19 protein-coding genes and 1 pseudogene are annotated in these 18,863 nt (G+C 64.6%); 9 read left to right on the top strand and 11 right to left on the bottom strand.

Going from position 1 to position 18,863, the window contains the following annotated elements; translation table 11 throughout:
- Window positions 1-122 precede the first annotated feature (122 nt).
- Both JJ959_RS05420 and JJ959_RS05415 read left to right on the top strand, forming a co-directional pair.
- On the top strand, window positions 123-1,301 hold the full coding sequence (locus JJ959_RS05420; protein ID WP_292880554.1) for a VWA domain-containing protein: 1,179 nt from the start codon (window positions 123-125) through the stop codon (window positions 1,299-1,301).
- Complete coding sequence (locus JJ959_RS05415) at window positions 1,298-2,170, top strand: NlpC/P60 family protein (protein WP_292880551.1); 873 nt, start codon at window positions 1,298-1,300, stop codon at window positions 2,168-2,170. Before JJ959_RS05420 ends, JJ959_RS05415 begins: the two co-directional genes overlap by 4 nt.
- A gap of 431 nt (window positions 2,171-2,601) precedes the next feature.
- Here JJ959_RS05415 and JJ959_RS05410 read toward each other — a convergent pair whose 3' ends face one another.
- Window positions 2,602-3,210, bottom strand: a complete 609-nt coding sequence (locus JJ959_RS05410) for a histidine phosphatase family protein (RefSeq protein WP_292880549.1) — start codon at window positions 3,208-3,210, stop codon at window positions 2,602-2,604.
- A gap of 134 nt (window positions 3,211-3,344) precedes the next feature.
- Here JJ959_RS05410 and JJ959_RS05405 point away from each other — a divergent pair, with 134 nt between their 5' ends.
- The 5 genes from JJ959_RS05405 (at window position 3,345) to JJ959_RS05385 (ending at window position 8,233) form a co-directional block, all read left to right on the top strand.
- Entirely contained in the window at window positions 3,345-4,541 is a 1,197-nt protein-coding gene (locus tag JJ959_RS05405; protein WP_292880547.1) for a pyridoxal phosphate-dependent aminotransferase, read from the top strand.
- A gap of 66 nt (window positions 4,542-4,607) precedes the next feature.
- Window positions 4,608-4,880 (top strand): hypothetical protein, encoded by a 273-nt coding sequence (locus JJ959_RS05400; RefSeq protein WP_292880545.1) that lies wholly within the window; start codon window positions 4,608-4,610, stop codon window positions 4,878-4,880.
- Window positions 4,881-4,944: 64 nt separating this feature from the next.
- The gene (locus tag JJ959_RS05395; RefSeq protein ID WP_292880543.1) at window positions 4,945-6,933 is read left to right on the top strand and encodes an acetyl/propionyl/methylcrotonyl-CoA carboxylase subunit alpha; all 1,989 of its coding nucleotides are present in this window, start codon (window positions 4,945-4,947) and stop codon (window positions 6,931-6,933) included.
- A 125-nt stretch (window positions 6,934-7,058) separates the two neighbouring features.
- Window positions 7,059-7,244 carry a 50S ribosomal protein L32 gene (gene rpmF / locus JJ959_RS05390; RefSeq protein ID WP_292880541.1) on the top strand — a complete coding sequence of 62 codons (186 nt, stop codon included), beginning with the start codon at window positions 7,059-7,061 and terminating at the stop codon, window positions 7,242-7,244.
- 107 nt (window positions 7,245-7,351) lie between these two features.
- Complete coding sequence (locus JJ959_RS05385; RefSeq protein ID WP_292880538.1) at window positions 7,352-8,233, top strand: isocitrate lyase/PEP mutase family protein; 882 nt, start codon at window positions 7,352-7,354, stop codon at window positions 8,231-8,233.
- A 158-nt stretch (window positions 8,234-8,391) separates the two neighbouring features.
- Here the strand turns inward: JJ959_RS05385 and JJ959_RS05380 are convergent, their stop codons facing one another.
- From JJ959_RS05380 to JJ959_RS05360, 5 genes are all read right to left on the bottom strand, one after another.
- Complete coding sequence (locus JJ959_RS05380) at window positions 8,392-10,716, bottom strand: molybdopterin-dependent oxidoreductase (RefSeq protein ID WP_292880535.1); 2,325 nt, start codon at window positions 10,714-10,716, stop codon at window positions 8,392-8,394.
- A gap of 110 nt (window positions 10,717-10,826) precedes the next feature.
- Window positions 10,827-11,942 (bottom strand): malate/lactate/ureidoglycolate dehydrogenase, encoded by a 1,116-nt coding sequence (locus tag JJ959_RS05375; protein ID WP_292880532.1) that lies wholly within the window; start codon window positions 11,940-11,942, stop codon window positions 10,827-10,829.
- On the bottom strand, window positions 11,942-12,697 hold the full coding sequence (locus tag JJ959_RS05370) for an aldolase/citrate lyase family protein (RefSeq protein ID WP_292880529.1): 756 nt from the start codon (window positions 12,695-12,697) through the stop codon (window positions 11,942-11,944). The genes JJ959_RS05375 and JJ959_RS05370 overlap by 1 nt, the downstream gene beginning before the upstream one ends.
- 12 nt (window positions 12,698-12,709) lie before the next feature.
- On the bottom strand, window positions 12,710-13,681 hold the full coding sequence (locus JJ959_RS05365) for a hydroxyacid dehydrogenase (protein ID WP_292880527.1): 972 nt from the start codon (window positions 13,679-13,681) through the stop codon (window positions 12,710-12,712).
- Window positions 13,682-13,705: 24 nt separating this feature from the next.
- On the bottom strand, window positions 13,706-14,398 hold the full coding sequence (locus tag JJ959_RS05360) for an RraA family protein (protein WP_193180035.1): 693 nt from the start codon (window positions 14,396-14,398) through the stop codon (window positions 13,706-13,708).
- 120 nt (window positions 14,399-14,518) lie between these two features.
- Here JJ959_RS05360 and JJ959_RS05355 point away from each other — a divergent pair, with 120 nt between their 5' ends.
- Window positions 14,519-14,956 (top strand): methylglyoxal synthase, encoded by a 438-nt coding sequence (locus JJ959_RS05355; protein WP_292880523.1) that lies wholly within the window; start codon window positions 14,519-14,521, stop codon window positions 14,954-14,956.
- 194 nt (window positions 14,957-15,150) lie between these two features.
- On the opposite strand, the gene JJ959_RS05350 is transcribed toward JJ959_RS05355, so the two are convergent.
- Entirely contained in the window at window positions 15,151-15,570 is a 420-nt protein-coding gene (locus JJ959_RS05350; RefSeq protein ID WP_292880520.1) for a DUF6285 domain-containing protein, read from the bottom strand.
- Entirely contained in the window at window positions 15,563-16,597 is a 1,035-nt protein-coding gene (locus JJ959_RS05345; RefSeq protein ID WP_292880517.1) for a phosphotransferase family protein, read from the bottom strand. Before JJ959_RS05345 ends, JJ959_RS05350 begins: the two co-directional genes overlap by 8 nt.
- A gap of 218 nt (window positions 16,598-16,815) precedes the next feature.
- On the opposite strand from JJ959_RS05345, the gene JJ959_RS05340 reads away from it, so the two are divergent.
- Entirely contained in the window at window positions 16,816-17,169 is a 354-nt protein-coding gene (locus tag JJ959_RS05340; RefSeq protein WP_292880514.1) for a RidA family protein, read from the top strand.
- Window positions 17,170-17,180: 11 nt separating this feature from the next.
- On the opposite strand, the gene JJ959_RS05335 is transcribed toward JJ959_RS05340, so the two are convergent.
- From JJ959_RS05335 to JJ959_RS05325, 3 genes and pseudogenes are all read right to left on the bottom strand, one after another.
- Window positions 17,181-17,666 carry a dual specificity protein phosphatase family protein gene (locus JJ959_RS05335; protein WP_292880512.1) on the bottom strand — a complete coding sequence of 162 codons (486 nt, stop codon included), beginning with the start codon at window positions 17,664-17,666 and terminating at the stop codon, window positions 17,181-17,183.
- Window positions 17,667-17,716: 50 nt separating this feature from the next.
- Window positions 17,717-18,499, bottom strand: coding sequence for an ABC transporter ATP-binding protein (locus JJ959_RS05330; RefSeq protein WP_292880510.1), 783 nt, complete (start codon window positions 18,497-18,499; stop codon window positions 17,717-17,719).
- Between the two features lie 10 nt (window positions 18,500-18,509).
- Window positions 18,510-18,863: pseudogene (locus tag JJ959_RS05325) on the bottom strand (ABC transporter ATP-binding protein); the annotation flags it as partial.

Genomic DNA, 18,863 nt, shown 5'->3' with positions numbered 1-18,863 from the left:
CGCGCTTCCGAAAGACGTGGGTCTCTTCCGAAGACGGCTGGCGGCAATGGATGTGAAGGATCGCCGAAGGGCTCCGCGTTCCCGCTTGACCCTTTGCCCGGACGCTGTGACAACTCGTCCCCATGTTCTCGAATTTCTTCTACGAACTGAAGCGCGCCGATGTGCCGGTCTCCGTAAAGGAGTACCTGACGCTGCTCGAGGCCGTCAGGGCCGGGCTCGGCAATTACGCGGTCACGGATTTCTACTATCTCTCCCGCGCCACGCTGGTGAAGGACGAGCGCCATCTCGACCGGTTCGACCAGGTCTTCGGCCATGTCTTCAAGGGGCTGGAATATCTCTCCGACCTGTTCGGCCAGGAGATCCCGGAGGAATGGCTGCGCAAGATGGCGGAGCTGAACCTGACCGACGAGGAGAAGGCCGAGATCGAGGCCATGGGCGGCTGGGAAAAGCTCATGGAGACCCTCAAGCAGCGCATGGAGGAGCAGGAGAAGCGCCACCAGGGGGGCAACAAATGGATCGGTACCGCCGGCCGCAGCCCGTTCGGCGCCTACGGCTACAACCCGGAAGGCGTGCGCATCGGCCAGGATGGCAACCGCAACAACCGCGCGGTGAAGGTCTGGGACAAGCGGGAGTTCCGCAATCTCGACGACTCGGTCGAGATCGGCACGCGGAACATCAAGATGGCGCTCCGCAAGCTGCGCCGCTTCGCCCGTTCCGGCGCGGCGACCGAGCTCGACATGAGCGACACGATCCGCTCGACCGCGCGCAACGGCGGCTATCTCGACCTGAAGATGCGCCCGGAACGGCACAACACTGTGAACGTGCTGCTGTTCCTCGATGTCGGCGGCTCGATGGATCCCTATACCAAGGTGATGGAGGAGCTGTTCTCCGCCGCCCGGTCGGAGTTCAAGCATCTGGAATATTTCTACTTCCACAACTGTCCGTACGAGAAGCTCTGGAAGGACAATTGGCGGCGCCATGTCGACGCCACCCAGACCTGGGACCTGCTGCATACCTACGGGCCGGAATACAAGGCGATCTTCGTCGGCGACGCCTCGATGAGCCCCTATGAGATCGCCATGCCCGGCGGCAGCGTCGAGCATATGAACCAGGAGGCGGGCGGGGTCTGGATGCAGCGCCTTACCGGACATTTCCGCCGCTCGGCCTGGCTCAATCCGACGCCGGAGAAATACTGGCACTACACCCAGTCGATAAGCATGATCCGCGAGCTTATGGAGGACCGCATGTTCCCGCTCACCCTCGACGGCCTCGACCGCGCGATCAAGGAGCTCATGGCGTGAAGATCGATCCCTTCGACCACCGTCTGACGCCGGCCCGCGCCGATATCGCCGCCGACTTCCTCGAAGCCGAGATTGAGGCGCCGAAATATGTGAAGGGCGAGCATTGCCGGGTCCTGCGCGGCACGCTGTCCGTTCGCGAGAAGCCTGAGGCCTCGGCGCGTCAGTCGACGGAGCTGCTCTTCAACGAGCGCTTCATCGTCTACGAGCGCAAGGACGGTTGGGCGTGGGGGCAGAACCAGACGGACGGCTATGTCGGCTATGTCCGCGAGGAGGGGTTGGGGCCCGACAATGACGCGCCCTACAGCAACGAGATCCAGGCCCTGCGCTCCTACGTCTTTCCGGAGCCGGATCTGAAGACCATCCCGCTCGACATGCTGCATCTCTCGACCCGGGTGCGGGTGACGGACGTTTCCGGCAAATATTCTCGGGTCGATTACGGTCCCGGCGGCGGCTGGATCTACAGCATGCATCTCTGCGCGCTGAACGAGGTCGAGCCGGACTATCTCTCGACCGCCGAGCTGTTCATGGGCGCGCCCTACGGCTGGGGCGGGCGCTCCAGCTTCGGAATCGACTGCTCAGGTCTGGTGCAGATCGCGCTCGCCCGCGCCGGGATCACCGCGCCGCGCGACAGCGATATGCAGGAAGCGGCGGTCGGTGAAATCGTGGAAGGCGGCCTGGATGCGGCGCAGCCGGGCGACCTGCTCTTCACCGCGGGCCATGTGATGTTCCTCGCCGAGCCGGGCATCCTGTTGCATGCCAACGGTCACCACATGGCGGTGGCCTACGAGGTACTGACGGATTTCATGGACCGCACGAAGGACATGGATATCCCGATCCGCACCATTCGCCGGATTTTATCGCGTAACTAGAGCCGAGAAATTCGCTTGCTACTCAATTGGCTATTCAGCGAAGTCTAATATTTGTTGCAATAAAATTGTCCCCAAAAGCATCGTGTGTGATATAAATTGCAACCATAGATGATGTTCTTTGGTTTTGATCAATGTTCGCACCCGGTCACACTATCTTTATGTATTCGTTCGATACCAAAGTGGGGCGAGTGAGCCTCATTCCGGAGGGGAACGGTCAATATAAAGTGATGTTTCGAGACGAGAACCTCGGATCTTATATGAACGCTGCGCAAGCGGCAGATGATGTGGCTGGTGGATATACGCACTCACCGGGTGATGGCATCGATTTTGGACAATTGGGTATCCCCGATGATCTAGGCGAATGGGATAAGAAACCATTTGCTCAAATTGCTAGACTTCGTCCTGGGTAAGAGTAGGAGAAAGTTCGCAACTTAAATTTTCTCTATGTAGCTTCGAATAAATTGCTCGCGCCCGTCTTCGAGGACGTAGAAGCCGTCCTGCGGGCGGTCGAGGGCGAAGCATTCCTCTTCCGAGAGGCCGCGATAGACCCCGCGCATGACCTTGTTGAGGACGCCATGGGCGACGATCAGGTGGACGCCGCCCTGTTGCCGGAGTTCCTCCAGGAACGGTCTCACCCGGCGGCGGACCAGCTCGGAGCTTTCGCCGCCCGGATGCTGGTAGTTCCACGGATCGGCCTTTCGCCTGGCCGCCAGCTCCGGGAAATCCCGGTCGAGCTGCTCCCAGCCGGGATAGCCGTCATGTTCGCCGAGGGTGATTTCCTTCAGCCGCGCATCGAAACGGATCTCGTTGTAGGGCAGACCCGCGATCTCGCAGATGATCGCCGCCGTCTGGCGCGTGCGGCCGAGCGGGCTTGCATGCAGAGACAATGCCTCGCCAGCCGAAATCTCGGCGAGCTTGCGCCCGTAGGCTTCCGCCTGGCGGATGCCGTTCAGGGTCAGGGGCGAGTCGAGATGCCCCTGCAACCGGCCCTCCCGGTTCCAGACCGTTTCGCCGTGGCGGATCAGATAAATCCTTGTCATCGAGGCTGTCGTTCCCGGTTAAATGCGGCTAATGCACGCCATCGGTTTTATGGGGTTGTGAGGCGGCGGCAAAGGGCTAAAGTTCGCCGGTGGCGCGCTCTGGCGGCCTTTATTCCGACATGCAGGATTGAGTGATGCTGATGAATGCCGCGCCCGATTTCGGCCCGATGAACCCGCTCGTCGAGGGCCTCAAGGAAACCGCCATCGTCGAGGTGGCGCAGCACGGCTGGGACCGGCAGGGGCTTATCCCGCTCTGGTTCGGGGAAGGGGACCTGCCGACGCCGGGTTTCATCACCGAGGCGGCGGCCGACGCGATGCGCCGCGGCGAGACCTTCTATACCGACCAGCGCGGCATTCTCGATCTCCGCAAGGAGATCGCCGCCTACATGAACCGCACCTTCAGGCTGGAGGAGGACCTCGCGCTCGACACCGAGCGGGTGAGCCTGACCACCGGCGGCATGTCCTCTCTCTCCATCGCCATGCAAATGATCCTCGAGGCCGGTGACGAGGTCGTGGTGATCGGGCCGATCTGGCCGAACATCTATTCGACGGTCGCGATCAACGGCGGCAAGAGCGTACATGTCTCGCTCACCCTCAAGGAAGACGACTGGCATCTCGACATGGAGGAGCTGTTCGCCGCGGTTACGGACAAGACCAAGGCGATCTTCGTCAATTCGCCCGGCAACCCGACCGGCTGGCTGATGGAGCGCGAGCAGCAGCAGCAATTGCTCGATTTCGCCCGCGAACGCGGCATCTGGGTGATCTCGGACGAGGTCTATCACCAGCTCGTCTTCGACCGCGATGTGGCGCCGTCCTTCCTCGAGATCGCGGAGCCGACGGACCGGCTCTTCGTGATCAACTCCTTCTCCAAGTCCTGGATGATGACCGGATGGCGTCTCGGCTGGCTGACCCATCCGGCCGGGCTCGGGCTCACGGTCGCCAAGCTGGTGCAGATCGTCACCTCCGGCGTGCCGCAGTTCCTGCATCGCGGCGCCATCGTCGCCATGCGGGAAGGGGACGACGTGATCAAACAGCTCCGCGACCGCTGCCTCGCCGGCCGCGACATCGTGTTCGACCGGCTGGAGGCTTGGCCGCGCATCCGCGCCGCGCGCCCGAAGGCGGCCTTCTATGCCTTCTTCGCGGTCGAGGGGATGACGGACTCGGTCGCCGCCTGCAAGGAGATCATCGACAAGTGCAATGTCGGCCTCGCGCCGGGCGCCGCCTTCGGTCCCGCGGGCGAGGGCTATATCCGGCTCTGCTATGCCTCGGCCCCGGAGCGGCTGAAATCGGCCATGGATGCGCTTGAAACGGTGCTCGGAGGAAGGGCCTGACGCTTTCCCGGTGAGTCTGGCTCGGGTATAGTCGGACAAAGTATGCAATGAACCGAGGGATCGGACATGGCACTTCCCCCAAGCGGACCGGGTAACGGCGGCGTCGGCGATATTCGCGGCCGCGTGCAGCGTCCGGCCGTGCGCCGTCCGGCGCGGGTCGCACCGGCGCAGGAGACGCCGCGGCTCGCCCCGAGCGCGCCCGAGCGCGGATTCCGGCTCCGGACCGCGACCACGGATGCCGACATCGACCGGCAGATCGCCCGCCTTCTGACGCTGATCGCAAACGACAATATCGACCCGGACGCGCCTCCTGGCTCCTATATCAACTTCCTGATCTGATCTCCGTCAGATCCCGCTCCAAGCGCTATTGCCGCCTCTCCGGGTAGCGGCTAACTTCCCTCTCATGTTCAAGAAAATCCTCATCGCCAACCGCGGCGAGATCGCCTGCCGCGTGATGCGCACCGCAAAGCGCATGGGCATTCAGACCGTCGCCGTCTATTCCGATGCGGACGCCGACGCCCTTCACGTCAAGATGGCCGACGAGGCGGTGCATATCGGGCCCGCGCCGTCCGCCGAATCCTATCTCGTGATCGACAGGATCATGGATGCGATCCGGCAGACCGGCGCCGAGGCCGTGCATCCGGGCTACGGTTTCCTGTCCGAGAACGCCACGTTTGCAAAGGCGCTCGAGAAGGAAGGCGTCGCCTTCATCGGCCCCGGGGTGAAGGCCATTGGGGCGATGGGCGACAAGATCGAGTCGAAGAAGCTCGCGCACGAGGCCAAGGTGAACACGGTGCCGGGCTATCTCGGCATCCTCGCCGACGAGAAGGAGGCGGCCAAGGTCGCGGCCGAAATCGGCTTTCCGGTGATGATCAAGGCGTCGGCTGGCGGCGGCGGAAAGGGCATGCGGATCGCGCATAGTGCCGAAGAGGTCGCCAGCGGCTTCCGCTCGGCGGTGAACGAGGCCCGGTCCAGTTTCGGCGACGAGCGCGTCTTCATCGAGAAGTTCATCGAGGAGCCGCGCCATATCGAGATCCAGGTGATCGCGGACAAGCACGGCAATGTCGTGCATCTGGGCGAGCGCGAATGCTCGATCCAGCGCCGCCACCAGAAGGTCATCGAGGAAGCGCCGAGCCCGTTCCTCGACGAGAAGACCCGCGCCGAGATGGGCGCGCAGGCCGTCGCGCTCGCCAAGGCGGTGGACTATTCCTCCGCCGGCACGGTCGAGTTCATCGTCGACGGCAAGCGGAACTTCTATTTCCTCGAGATGAACACCCGCCTGCAGGTGGAGCATCCGGTGACCGAGCTGGTGACCGGTCTCGACCTGGTGGAGATCATGATCCGTTCCGCCGCGGGGGAGAAGCTGCCTTTCACCCAGAAGGACATCAAGTTGACCGGCTGGGCGATGGAATCGCGGATCTACGCCGAAGACCCCTATCGCGGCTTCCTGCCCTCGACCGGCCGTCTCGTGCGCTACCGCCCGCCGGCGGAGAGCGACAGCGTGCGCTGCGATACCGGCGTCTACGAGGGCGCCGAGATCTCCATGTTCTACGATCCGATGGTCGCCAAGCTCTGCACCTACGGCAAGGACCGGATCGAGGCGATCGACCGCATGGCGGAGGCGCTGGACCGCTTCCATATCCGCGGAGTCGGCCACAACGTGGACTTCCTCGCCGCCATGATGGCGCACGAGCGGTTCCGCGACGGGCGGCTCACGACGAACTTCATCGCCGAGGAATATCCGGATGGCTTCGAGGGGGCGCCGGTCTCCGAGGAGATCGAGAACGCCATGCGCGCCGTCGCGGTGGCGGCGGAATGCGCCAATGCCGAACGCAACCGGATGATTTCCGGCCAGACGCCGGTCGGTGATCGCAAACCGATCCCGAGCGCCTGGAAAGTCCGCCATGACGATGCGGCCGAAGATGCCGAAGCGGCATTCGTCGACGGCGGCTATGACGTGACGATCGGCGGCACGAAGTACGAGGTGCGCGGCGCGCTCCGGGCCGGGGAACCTGTTTTCGGCGGCACGGTGAACGGCAAACCGTTCCCGGTCCAGATGGAACGGCGCGGGATCGACTATCACACCTCCATCGCGGGGGCGCAGCGCCAGTTCACGGTACTGAGCCGAAAGGCTTCCGATCTGCTCGACCGGATGCCGAAGAAGGAAGCGGCGGATCTCTCCAAGTTCCTGCTCTCGCCGATGCCGGGGCTCCTGGTTTCGCTCGCGGTTTCCGAGGGCGACCCGGTCAAGGCCGGCCAGGAGCTGGCGGTGGTCGAGGCGATGAAAATGGAGAACGTGCTGCGTGCCACCAAGGACGGCACGGTCGCCAAGATCCACGCCGCCGCGGGCGCCAGCCTCGCGGTCGACCAGCAGATCATGGAATTCGAATAGGGGATGCATCGCCGGGGCGGATTTGCAGGGGTTTTTCCCTTGCAACCGCCTCCGAAACCCACTAAGACACCGCCCCTGAGATTGCACCGTCGGTGCAACTATGCCGACGAACCGAGGATAGAACGATGGCTGTTCCTAAGAGGAAAACGACCCCGTCCAAGCGTGGCATGCGCCGGGCGCACGACCGGGTGAAGTCGGATACGTATGTGGAAAGCCCGGATACCGGTGAACTGCACCGTCCGCACCACATCGATCTGAAGACCGGCATGTATCGTGGCCGCCAGGTCCTGAAAGTCAAAGACGCTTTCTGAGACCGGCACGGATACGTGTAGCGAAGAGGCCCCTCCCGAGGGGCCTTTTTCCGTTTCGGGCCCGGCGCTATCGTCTCCCCCAAGAGAGAAATAAGGGGGAGGGACGGATGAAGCAGGCGAAGGCGCTGAGGGAACGGCTGGGCGAGGACCGGATCCTCACGATCCCCGGCTGTTTTGACGCGATGAGCGCGAAGCTGGTGGAGAAGGCGGGCTTCGAGGCGGCCTATGTCAGCGGCTACGCCGTCAGCGCGACGCAGATCGGGCTGCCGGACGCGGGGCTGCTCTCCTACAAGGAAATCCTCGATCAGGCGCGGGACATCGCCGGCGCCGTCTCGCTGCCGCTGATCGGCGACGCGGATACCGGCTTCGGCAATCCGGTCAATGTGCGTCGCACGGTGAAAGGCTTCGCGGACGCGGGGATCGCCTGCGTCATGCTGGAGGATCAGGTCTTCCCCAAGCGCTGCGGCTTCGCCAAGGGCGTCGAGGTCGTCTCGCGCAATGAGGCGACGACCCGTCTCCGCGCCGCGCTCGACATGCGGGACGAGATCCGCGCGGAGGGCGGCGACATCCTGATCCTCGCCCGCACCGACAGCCGCGTCGCGGAGGGCCTGAAGGAGGCGCTCTGGCGTTGCGAGGCCTTCGCCGACATGGGCGCCGACATCGTCTATTTCGAAGGCCCGCAGGAACGCAGCGAGATGGAGGAGCTCTGCCGCCGCGTCTCCGTGCCGAAACTGCTCGCTCAGCTGGAGCGGGAAGGTCGGCCGCTGCTGAGCCCGGCCGAGGCCGAGCAGATCGGCTACGACTGCCTGCTCTTCGGCGTCACCCTGCTCAACGTCTCGCTCCGCGCCATGCGCGATGCGCTCGCGCTTATGGCGAACGGAGCGCATCCGGGACCGGACCGGCTGCTCACCTTCGAGGAGCTCTACGAGACCGTTGGCTTCGACTGGTATTACGGGCTGGAGAAGAAATACGGTCCGGACGGGGATTGAGGCGGCTCACTCTTCTATGGACGTCATCCCGTTATGGACGTCATCCCGGCCGCAGAGCCGGGACCTTGTCGAACATAATGCGCGTTCCGGCGTCGAACACATCCGTACAGGTGATCAGAAAGGTCCCGGCTCTGCGGCCGGGATGACGAATCAGGGTTTTAAATTTTCCTCACCTCGCACCATGAACAACGGAGCGGGATCGAGCCGCTGACCGGGTCGGCGCGGTCGGTTGCAACGGCGGCGTTCAGGTTGGCAGCGAGCGCCGTGCCATCGGGAACCGCATCACCGACCGTCCAGCCGTGCTGGGCGAAGACCGCGTCCGGCGCGAGGCCCTTCGCAAACTTCGCCCGGGCGCGGAAGGTCCCGGATCTTGTCGAAACCTCCACCCAGTCCCGTTCGGCGATGCCGCGCGTCTCGGCGAGTTCCGGTGCCATTTCCAGGATCGGATCCGGCTGCAACCGGCGGAGGGACGGAATGTTGCGGTGCTGGCTGTGGCAATAGACCACGGTCTTGGCCGAGCCCAGACGGAGGGGAAAGGTGCTTTCCTCGGCGGCCGGCAGTTCCGCCGGATCGAGGTCCGGGATGGGGTGCTGCCCGTGTTCGAGGAACTGCTCTGAATAAAGCTCGACCAGCCCGCTCGGGGTCGGGAAGCCGGCCGAGAGATAGGGCTTCTCGGGTACGCTCCCCTCCAGCATGACGCCTTCCGGCGTCGCTCTCAGCCGGGCGACGTCGAGACCGGCAGGGGCCAACATATGATCGTGGCCCATGTCCGCATTGCAATCGAACATGGTCTCCGCGAGGCCGAGACGGCGGGAGAGCGCCAGCACGATGTCGGTATCGCTGCGGGCCTCGCCGACCGGTGCGATCGCCGCCGGGCGGAGCTGCACCTTCCGCATGCCCTCCAGGCTGGCGTCGAACCCGTTGCGCAGCCCCTCGCGCTCCCATGAGGTCGCGGCGGGAAGCACGATATCGGCGTAGTCCGCGCTCGCGTTCAGGAAGAAGTCGGTATGGACATGGAACTCGAGCTTTCGGAAAGCCTCTTTCGCGAGCGCCGTGTCCGGCTGGGCGGCGAGCGGGTTGCCGCCGAAGGAGAACAGCATGCGGACAGGATAGGGCGTGCCTTTCAGCACGGCGCGATAGACGTCGCGTGCCGTCACCCAGCCGTGCCGTCCGGGACCGAGCGGTCGGTCGGCAAGACCGAGCGCTTTGCCGCGCTGTGTCTCTGAAAGCAGGTCCTGTCCTGAGATGTCGTTGAAGCGCGCCGCGCCGCCCGGGATGTTCCCGCCGGGGGCGCCGTAGTGCCCGGTCAGTGCATAGAAGCTCGAGATCGCGCGGTCGGTCTGGGTCGCCGTCACGCTCTGCCCGACGCCGTTCCAGGCGTAGTAGGCGACGGACGCACTGCGGGTCAGGATCTCCGCCGCCCTGCGGAGATCCTCTGCCGGCACGCCGGAGAGCGCCTCGACCCGTTCGGGGGTATGGTCCGCTGCCGCATCCCGGAGGATCTGCAGGACGGTCCGGCAGTTGAGAGGACCCGACGGGCCGCCGATTTCGCGCGATCCGAACAGCGCGGCACTCTCCGGGGCATCCAGCCAGGCCTTTGCCGCCGTGTCGTAGCGCAGGAGTTCGCGTCCGTCCGCGCTGGAGGCAAGCAAGACATCCTCGCGGCCATCCGGCACGACATCGCTCTCGCGCAACAGACGTCCGTGTGCCGGATGAACCAGCAGGGCGGCATTGCTCCAGCGCCGGGCGAATTCCTGATCGAAGGCACCGCTCTCGAGCTGCAGCTTGAGCAGACCCAGCGCGACCGCCTGGTCCGTGCCGGGGCGGACCTTGAGCCAGACGTCTGCCCGCCGTGCGTACATTGTCGGGCGTGGATCGATCACCACCAGTCTGGCGCCGCGGCGAATGGCCTTCTGCACTTCCGTCGAGCGGGCGAGCCAGGTTGCGGCAGGATTGTGGCCCCAGAGCAGCACGCAGTCCGTCCGCGCGAAGTCCGGCGTGCCGATGTCGCTGCCGTAGGTGAAGCGCGAGGCGAAATCCTTGTGCCAGTTGCAGATTTCCGTGCCGTAGATGGTGTTCGGGCTGCCATAGGCGCGGATGAAGCGCTCGATCCAGGAGATCGCGTCGGAAATATGCGTGCCGCTCGGCGTGGTGACGGAGAAGGCGACCTGCTCCGGCCCGTGCGCGTCTCGGATCCGCGCCATATGGCCGGCGATCTCGTCAAGCGCCTCGTCCCAGGAAATCGGCTCCCAGGTCGGGTGTGCGGCGCCTTTCGGGGAGGTGCGGCGTAGCGGCTTTGTCAGACGGTCCGGATGATAGACAAGTTCCGGTGCCGCCAGGCCCTTGGGGCAGAGTTTGGCGCCGCTTGGATGCTCCGGCAGCGGTTCGATACCGAGGAGTTTGCCGTCCGAAACCTTCGCCGTGCAGCCGCAGCGGGAGCGGCACTGGGTACAGAACGCGGGGATACTGGTGGGTTCGGACATGGCACAGCTCGCGGGAAGGCGTGAGGAGGGAGAAGGGTAGGACATTCTCCCTCCATATTTAAACGTCATCCCGGATCAGGTCCGGGATGACGGATTTTTTTTGCGGCGCGTCAGGCCGTCAGCGCTTCCAGTTCGCTCTCAGAGAAACCAAGCTTGCGGGCGGAAGCCAGGATGTCATCCCAGACCTCCGGTGCGAGCGGGAGGCCGCCAGAGCTGCGCTCGGCCAGCGTCATGCGTTCCTTCTCGCCCGGCACCAGGACCTCCGAAACACCTTCCGCCGGGCGGGTGTTCTTCACGAAGGCGATGTAGCTGCGGATCTCGTCCGCCATGGCATCGCTGCTGTCCATCCGCGCCGGGTCGATGAAGATCGAGAGCATGCCGTTGCAGAACGGCCGCCGCTCCGGCTCGTCCGGGCCGCCGGCGCAGCCGGAGCCGGTGAGGGCACCGGCCATCATCTCCATCATGAAATTAAGTCCCGAGCCCTTGTGGCCGCCGAACGGAGTCAGCGCGCCGGGCCCGCCATAGGGCTCCGGTGCCTTGCCGGCCGGCACGTCGCCATAGAGCGGCCAGGGATCGTTGGTCAGCTTGCCCTCTTCGTCGATCAGCGAGCCCTCCGGCAGGGCCTTGCCGCCCTTGAGCGCGACCAGCGCCTTGCCTTCGGCGACGGTCGAGGTGGCGAAGTCATGCACCACCGGATCGCCGCCCTTGACCGGAATGCCGATGCAGAAGGGGGAGGTGCCCATGCGCCGCTCGCGCCCGCCGAAGGGGGCGACGAGGAGCGAGCCTCGGACATTGACCATGTGCATGGAGGCGATGCCGGCCGCCGCTGCGCGCTCCGCCCAGTCGCCGATCCGGCCGAGATGGCCTGCATTGCGGAGAGCCGTCAGTGCGAGACCCTGCGCCTTCACCTTCTGCAGGCCGAGATCGATTGTCTGCTCGCCGACGCTCTGGCCGAAACCGTACTTGCCGTCGACGATCGCCATGACCTCGTTCTCCATGACGATCTCGATGGTCTGGTTGATCTTCTGCCGCCCGGCCTCGATCCATTGCAGATAGCGCGGCACCCGGATCACGCCGTGGCTGTCATGGCCCCGGAGATTGGCGCCGGTGAGCCGCTCGGCGATGTCCGAGGCTTCCTTTTCCGAACAGCCGGCGCGCGCGAACATCGCGCGCACCAGCTTGATCATGACCTCCGGAGCGATCCGGACCTCCGATGTTCCGCCCATCAGCTGCGCATGTCGCTGACGGTCTTGGAAACCGCCGCCGAATAGAGCCGGACATCGTTTGCCAGCGTCACCAGGTCGAAGCCCTGAGCCAGCATCTTCTTGGCGTAGCTGTTGTCGAGGCAGTGAATGCCCGCCTTGATCCCGGCGCCCTTGGCGGCGAGCCGGATCTTCTCGAACGTCTCCAGCATCTGAGGCTCGGTGCGGTCGAGGCCCGGCTTGTGGCCGAGAGAGATCGAGAGATCGCTCGGCCCGATATAGAGGCCTGTCAGGCCCGGTGTCGCCGCGATCTCGTCGACATTCGCGAGCGCTTCCTCGGTCTCGATCATCGCGAAGATGACCATCGTGTCGTTGGCGCGCGTGTGATAGTCGGCGCCGTAGACGATCCCGGCCCGGGTCGGTCCCGAGGAGCGGAACCCGTCCGGAACGTATTTGCAGATTCCGACGAGCTGCTCGGCGTCGGCGCGGTTGTTCACCATCGGGCAGATGATGCCGAGCGCGCCCGCGTCGAGCAGCTTCATGATGATGCCCGGCTCCAGCCACGGCGGACGCACCACGGGCGTGGCGTTGGACGCGCTCATCGCCTGCAGCATGCCGAGCGCTGCCTGGTAGTCGACCAGCCCGTGCTGCAGGTCGATGGTGACGCTGTCGAAGTCCTGTGCCGCCATGATCTCGGCGGTGAAGGTGTTCGGAATGGAGAGCCAGCCGTTGATGGCGCCCTTGCCGCTCGCGAGGCAGTCTTTCAGTCTCGTTTTCATCGGCCGCCCTCCCTAGAGCACTTCCTTGTTGATGATGACGTTCGGGTCCGGCTTGCCGTCGAGCACGTTCAGCACGTTCTCCGCCGTCTGATAGGCCATGCGCAGGATCGACTGTTCGGTCACGCCGGCGCTGTGCGGGCTGACCATGATGTTGTCGAGCTGGAAGAGCGGATGCTCCGGCTTCGGCGGCTCGACCGCGAAGACGTCGATCCCGGCGCCGGCGATGCTGCCGGAGGTCAGTGCGTCGTAGAGCGCCTCCTCGTCGATCAGACCGCCGCGCGCGGTGTTGATCAGATGCGCGGTCGGCTTCATCGCCACGAGCTGGGCCCTGCCGATGATGTTCACCGTCTCCGGACTCTTCGGGCAGTGCAGCGAGACGAAGTCCATCTGCGGCAAGACCGCGTCGAGATTGGAGACCGGGGTGCAGCCCGCCGCCTTGATCACGTCGTTGTCGACATAGGGATCGAGCACCGAGACCTTCATGTCGAAAGCCAGAGCCCGTTTTGCGACACGACTACCGATCCGGCCGAAACCGACCAGAAGCAGCGATTTCTCGGCGATGTCCTGGGCGCCCATCTGGCGCTTGATCCAGAAATTGTCGTTCCGGGTCGCGTGGTCGAACTCGACGCTCTTCTTCGCCAAAGCGAGGATGAAATAGAGCGTGTGCTCGGCGACCGAGACCATGTTGGAGGTCGCGGCGACGCAGAGCGGGATGCCGCGTTCGGTCAGCGCCGCGACATCGACGGAATCGAAGCCGACGCCGTGCCGGGAGACGACCTTCAGGTTCGGGGCCGCCTCGATCACCCGGCGCGGGATCTTCGTGGTCTGCACCGCGATGGCGTCGCAGGTGGCCGCCGCCGCGACCATTTCGTCCTCGGTCGGGAAGTGCAGCGTCGTGGTGACGATATCGTCGCGTGCGTCAAACAGCGACTGGCCGGCCGGATTGAGCTTGTCCGGCACCAGCACGTGGAACTTGTTCTTCATCTCTCGTCTCTTCGGCTGGTGGGATCAGTGGATCTCGGCGGCGCCGGACATCGCGGCTTTCAGCTTGTCGATGTTGAAATCCGGGGCCTTGGCGGCGTCGAGGATGACCTTCTCACGGCGCTCCAGCAGGGCGATCGCGTCCGGCAGCTTCTTCACCGCTTCGGCCGGGACCACGACGGCACCGTGCCGGTCGGCATGGATGATGTCGTTATGGTTCACCGCCATGCCGCCGACATTGACGGGGACGCCGAAATCGACCGGGTGCACCCAGCCATGGCTCGGGCCGACCTTGCCGCCGAGGATCTGGAAGCCCTTGGCCGAGGCGTCGATATCCCGGAACGAGCCGTTGGTGACGCAGCCAAGGCAGCCGAGTCCCTTGTGCACGGTGGTGTTCACCTCGCCCCAGAAGGCGCCGAAGCCGGGCTCCGGATCGAGGTCCTGCAGCACGACGATGCGCGGGCTCTCGCCCGAGGCGACATAGGTGTAATAGGCCGCCCGATGGGCTTTCGCATCGCCCTGCGGCGGGGTCACGGCGCGCATGGTGGCGGTGCGGGCATAGCCGCAGATCGGCGGCAGAGACGGGTCGAGGGCGACGAGCGGCATGGTGGTGAAGCCGATCGTGCGGCGTTCCGGCATGACCACTTCGAGGCCGTTGCAGATTGTGGGGGTATCCCACTCCGTCAGCTTGCGCAGATCGGATTCGGTGATTTCGGACATGTCCTCCCGTCCCATATCAGTTGTTTTTCAACGGTGCTTTTTCTTGCAGCCTAACGGGCGGCAGGAGGACAGTGTAGCGCGCATTTGGAAACTATCGCGCCGGGCGAGGGAGCGGATTGCATGAACAGGAACAAGCGGATCGGGCTGATCGCCCACGACGCCCGCAAGGCCGCGCTTCGGGATTTCGTCCGCACCCATGCTGGGAAGCTGAAAGGTCACGAACTGGTCGCCACAGGCACAACCGGGAAGATGATCGCGGAAGAGACGGGGCTCGCGGTAAGGCGGTTCAGGAGCGGGCCGCTCGGCGGCGACCAGCAGATGGGCGCGCTGATCGCGGAAGGCGGGCTCGACATCCTGATCTTCTTCACCGATCCGATGACGACCATGCCGCACGATGTCGACGTCAAGGCGCTGGTCCGGCTCTGCACGCTCTACAACGTGGTTCTCGCCTGCAACCAGGCGAGTGCCGATTTCGTGCTGACCAGCACCCATTTCGACTCGCCGTACGAGCGGGCGGTGCCGGACTACGAGAGCTACATCAACCGCGAGATTCCCTGAGCGCGAAATTGTGGCGCCGCTGCATCGACTCGTGCCGCCGCTGTGGGAATCTGTTGCCGATACGCATCAGCAATTGCTGGCATTTTCCCGGAAAATGAGATCGATCAATTTGCATAAACCGTTTTAACGCAGATGGTTAAGAGAACGCTTTAACCCGGATAATTATCTTGCGTTGAATCGGTTTTTTGCATCAGTCAGTTCGGAGTCGGCTGGGAGTATTCCCGCGCGGCAAGAAACTTCGGATTCGACAGTTTCAGCTTTTCCTCGATGAGCACGGTCAGGACCTGCTGGACCGGGCCGGTGAGGTCCCTGTCGTAGACACCTTCGCGCAACTCGCGCGTGAGGTCCCGGCTGAGCGCGTCGAGCCGGGTTTGGGCATCCGCACCGGCGCGCGCCACATTGTCCTCGCCATAGAGCGCGGCAAAGGCATCGAGCACCCGGCGTATCGGATCCGCGTCCTCGTCGGCTTCCAGTTCGCGGACTGCCATGGCGAGCGCACTGGCGATCATCAGGCCGAGATATTTGCGGTCGCCCGCCAGTTCAGGAAGGATCTCCGCCTGGAAGCTGTCGAGCGCGGTCTCGATCAGCGCCTTGCGTCCCGGGGCCTCATACATCGCTCTTGCTCCGTTCGATTTCGGCGACCTGCTGCAGCACATCCAGCTCCATCTCGGCCGCCTTGCGGCCGGTCAGGGCGAGTTCGATGGACCGCTCGGCGCCTGAATTGTGGCGCTCTCCCTGAAGCAGGGCGATGGTGCCCCAGCGGACCGTCGCCAGAACCTCCCAGAACGGCACCTGGCTCCAGTCGAGTGCGGCGCCCGCCACCTCGCTGTACCCCGCATAGAGATCCGCGCGGGCGCCGACGCCGCCGGCTTCGCGCTTGTCGACGCCGAAGCGCCAGCAACGGGCGCAGAACCAGCCGATATCCTCGAGCGGATCGCTCCAGCCGGCGAACTCCCAGTCGAGCACCGCGGTGAGGCGACCCTCCGCAACCATGTAGTTGCCGGTGCGGAAATCGCGGTGGCAGAGCGCGGAGGGGCCGGCGGCCGGCTTGTTAAGCTCGAGCCAGCGAAGCCCCCATTCGAGCGCCGGATAGGCTTTGGGCAGGCTGTCGAGGAAGCCGTACAGTTCGGCGATCCTCTGTGAAGCCGGATCCGCCGGCGGTGCGCCGAGGAAATCGAGATCCGCGCGCGGTGCACGGATCGCGTGCAGCTTCGCCATCTCGCGGCCGATCTGCTTCGCCAGTTCGCCGCGCAGCGGATCCATTTTCTCGTCGCGTGTCAGGATCCGGGGATTGGCGGTGCCGGCGGCCGCGCGCATGACATAGAAGGGTTTGCCGATGACCGCGCCCTCGGCTTCGAGGGCAAGCGGTTCGGGCACCGTCATGCCGGCTTCGAACCCGGCGGAGAGCAGGCGGAACTCCTCCGGGCGTCCGTGGCTTTCATCGACGCCCGACGCCGCATCGGTGCGCAGCACAACGCGTTCGATGCCGTCGAGGCGTCCGCCCGTGCAGTCGATCTCCAGCAGCCAGTTTTCCTGGATGGCGCCGCCCGAAAGCAGCCGTTCTCCAGTGATCCCAAATTTCTCGGCGCCTGTTTCCGAACGCAGCCAGTCGGCCAGTGCGGCGCGCGTTTCCGCTTTCATCGTGTCCGCTCGTCCCTCGCTCCGGCGAGCATCTCCCGCTCATATCCGGGCCCGATTAAGCCGGGCGAGGGCGGTCATTGCAACGCTCTATTGGGCCGTTCTGCCGGAATGCCCGCTCTTCCCGCGCCGGCATGGGTGAGATCGGCGGATGACGCTATGCGGAAGGCGCCGGGGCCCACTATGCTGCGGGCTCTTTTACAGCTTCAGGAGCGAAGAATATGGGAATCAAACGCTATCGTACGGGCGACCGGATGAGCCAGGTCGTGGTCCATGGGGACACCGTCTACACCGCGGGCCAGGTCGCCCAGAACGCGCCGGGCGCCAGCGTCGCGGATCAGACGAAGGACATCCTGGCCTCGCTCGACGCGCTTCTGGCGGAAGCCGGCACCGACAAGTCGAAGCTGCTGACGGCGACGATCTGGCTGAATTCGATGGACGATTTCGCGGAAATGAACGCGGTCTGGGACGCCTGGGTGTCCAAGGGCAATACGCCGTGCCGCGCCTGTGTCGAGTCGCCGCGCCTGGCCAGCCCGAAATACACCGTCGAGATCATGGCGATCGCCGCCCTCTGACCTCTGTATCTTTACGCGGCGCCGGCGCTTCTCGCCCAGTCGAGCTGCGCCGGCGTCTCGATCGTTCCCGGCCGCGCCGTGCGGACGATGTGCACGGCCTCATCCGGCTCGGTGCCGCAAGCCATCAGGAGACGCGCGGCGATCATGCCGCTGCGCCCGAAGCCGGCCCGGCAATGGATCACGACCTGTCCGCCATGTTTCAGCCGTTCGACGAGGATGGTTTCGATCGATTTCCATGCCCGCGTGTCGGCCGCCGAGGGGATGTCGAAATCTTTGATCGGAAAGTGCGTCCAGTTGACCATATGGCTGAGAAAGGCATCCCTCAGTCCGGGAGTTCCAAGATCTTGCAACTCCTCGCTGGTCGCGAGCGAAAGGACGGTGTCGAAACCCTTCTCCGCAATCAGGCGCACGACATCCTCGTCGGCCGGAAGCGGACCGATGAAGAGGCTTCCCGGAGTGCCGGGAACCGGGATCTCTGTAAAACCGAGGCTTTGCATCGGCCTACGTTAGGCTGACAGTCGTAAATACAAAATGAACGCGCGCATGTTCAATCGAACGATTCCATGTTCGCCGCGGCCGCGCGGTCGTAGCCCAGGCTGGCCCGCAGCAACTGGCGGGTATAGGCCTCCCGCGGTTCCGAGGCCCTGAGCTGCGCGACCGTCAGTTCCTCGACGATGCGGCCCGCATTCATCACCGCCAGCCGGTCGCACATATGGGCGATGACGGCGAGATCGTGACTGACCAGCAGGAATGTGAGGCCGCGTTCCTGTTTCAGACGCTGCAGCAGATTGAGGATCTCCGCCTGGACGGAGACGTCGAGCGCCGAGGTCGGCTCGTCCAGCAGCAGGATCTCCGGTTCCAGAATGAGCGCCCGGGCGATGGCGACCCGCTGGCGCTGGCCGCCGGAAAGCTGGTGCGGAAAGCGGAAGCGGAAAGCCGGGCCGAGCCCGACGGCGACGAGCACCTCCTGCACACGGTCTTCGATGCCGGGCATGCCATGGATCTGGCAGGGCTCGGTCAGGATGCGGTCGACGGTGTGGCGCGGATGCAGCGAGCCGTAGGGATCCTGGAACACCATCTGGACCCGCTTGTAGAACGACCTGTCGCGATTGGCGCCAAGCCGCTCTCCGCCAATCTCGATCGTGCCGCTCCAGTCCGGGTTGAGGCCGCTCATCGCGCGCAGCACGGTCGACTTTCCGGAGCCGGACTCGCCGACCAGTCCGAAGGTCTCGCCCTGTTCGACGGAAAAGGAGACGCCGCGGACGGCATGCACACTCTCGTCGCCGGAGCCGAAGCGGACATCGAGGTCGGAAATATCAATCAGCGCCATTGGGCCGCTCTCACTTGAAGTAGGCATCGACGCCGGGCTCCGTCTTCCAGCTCTCCTGGCGCTGAAGCACCGGCAGCGGCCCGGGCTCGCGGTCGAGCCGGGGCAGGGAGTTCAACAAGCCGCGGGTATAGGGGTGTTTCGCCTGGTCCAGCTCGCTCGCCTTGCAGGTCTCAACGATCTGGCCCGCATACATGATGATCACGCGATCGCAGAAGGAGGCGACCAGATTGAGGTCGTGAGAGATGAACATCAGCCCCATGCCGCGCTGGGTCACCAGATCGTCGATGATCGCCAGCACCTGCATCTGCACGGTGACGTCGAGCGCGGATGTCGGCTCGTCCGCGATCATCAGGTCCGGGTCCGG

The sequence above is a fragment of the Nisaea sp. genome (genome assembly GCF_017640745.1).
Classification (GTDB): domain Bacteria; phylum Pseudomonadota; class Alphaproteobacteria; order Thalassobaculales; family Thalassobaculaceae; genus Nisaea.
The sequence above is the reverse complement of the archived record's forward strand: the minus strand, read 5'-3'. Positions and strand labels throughout refer to the sequence as shown.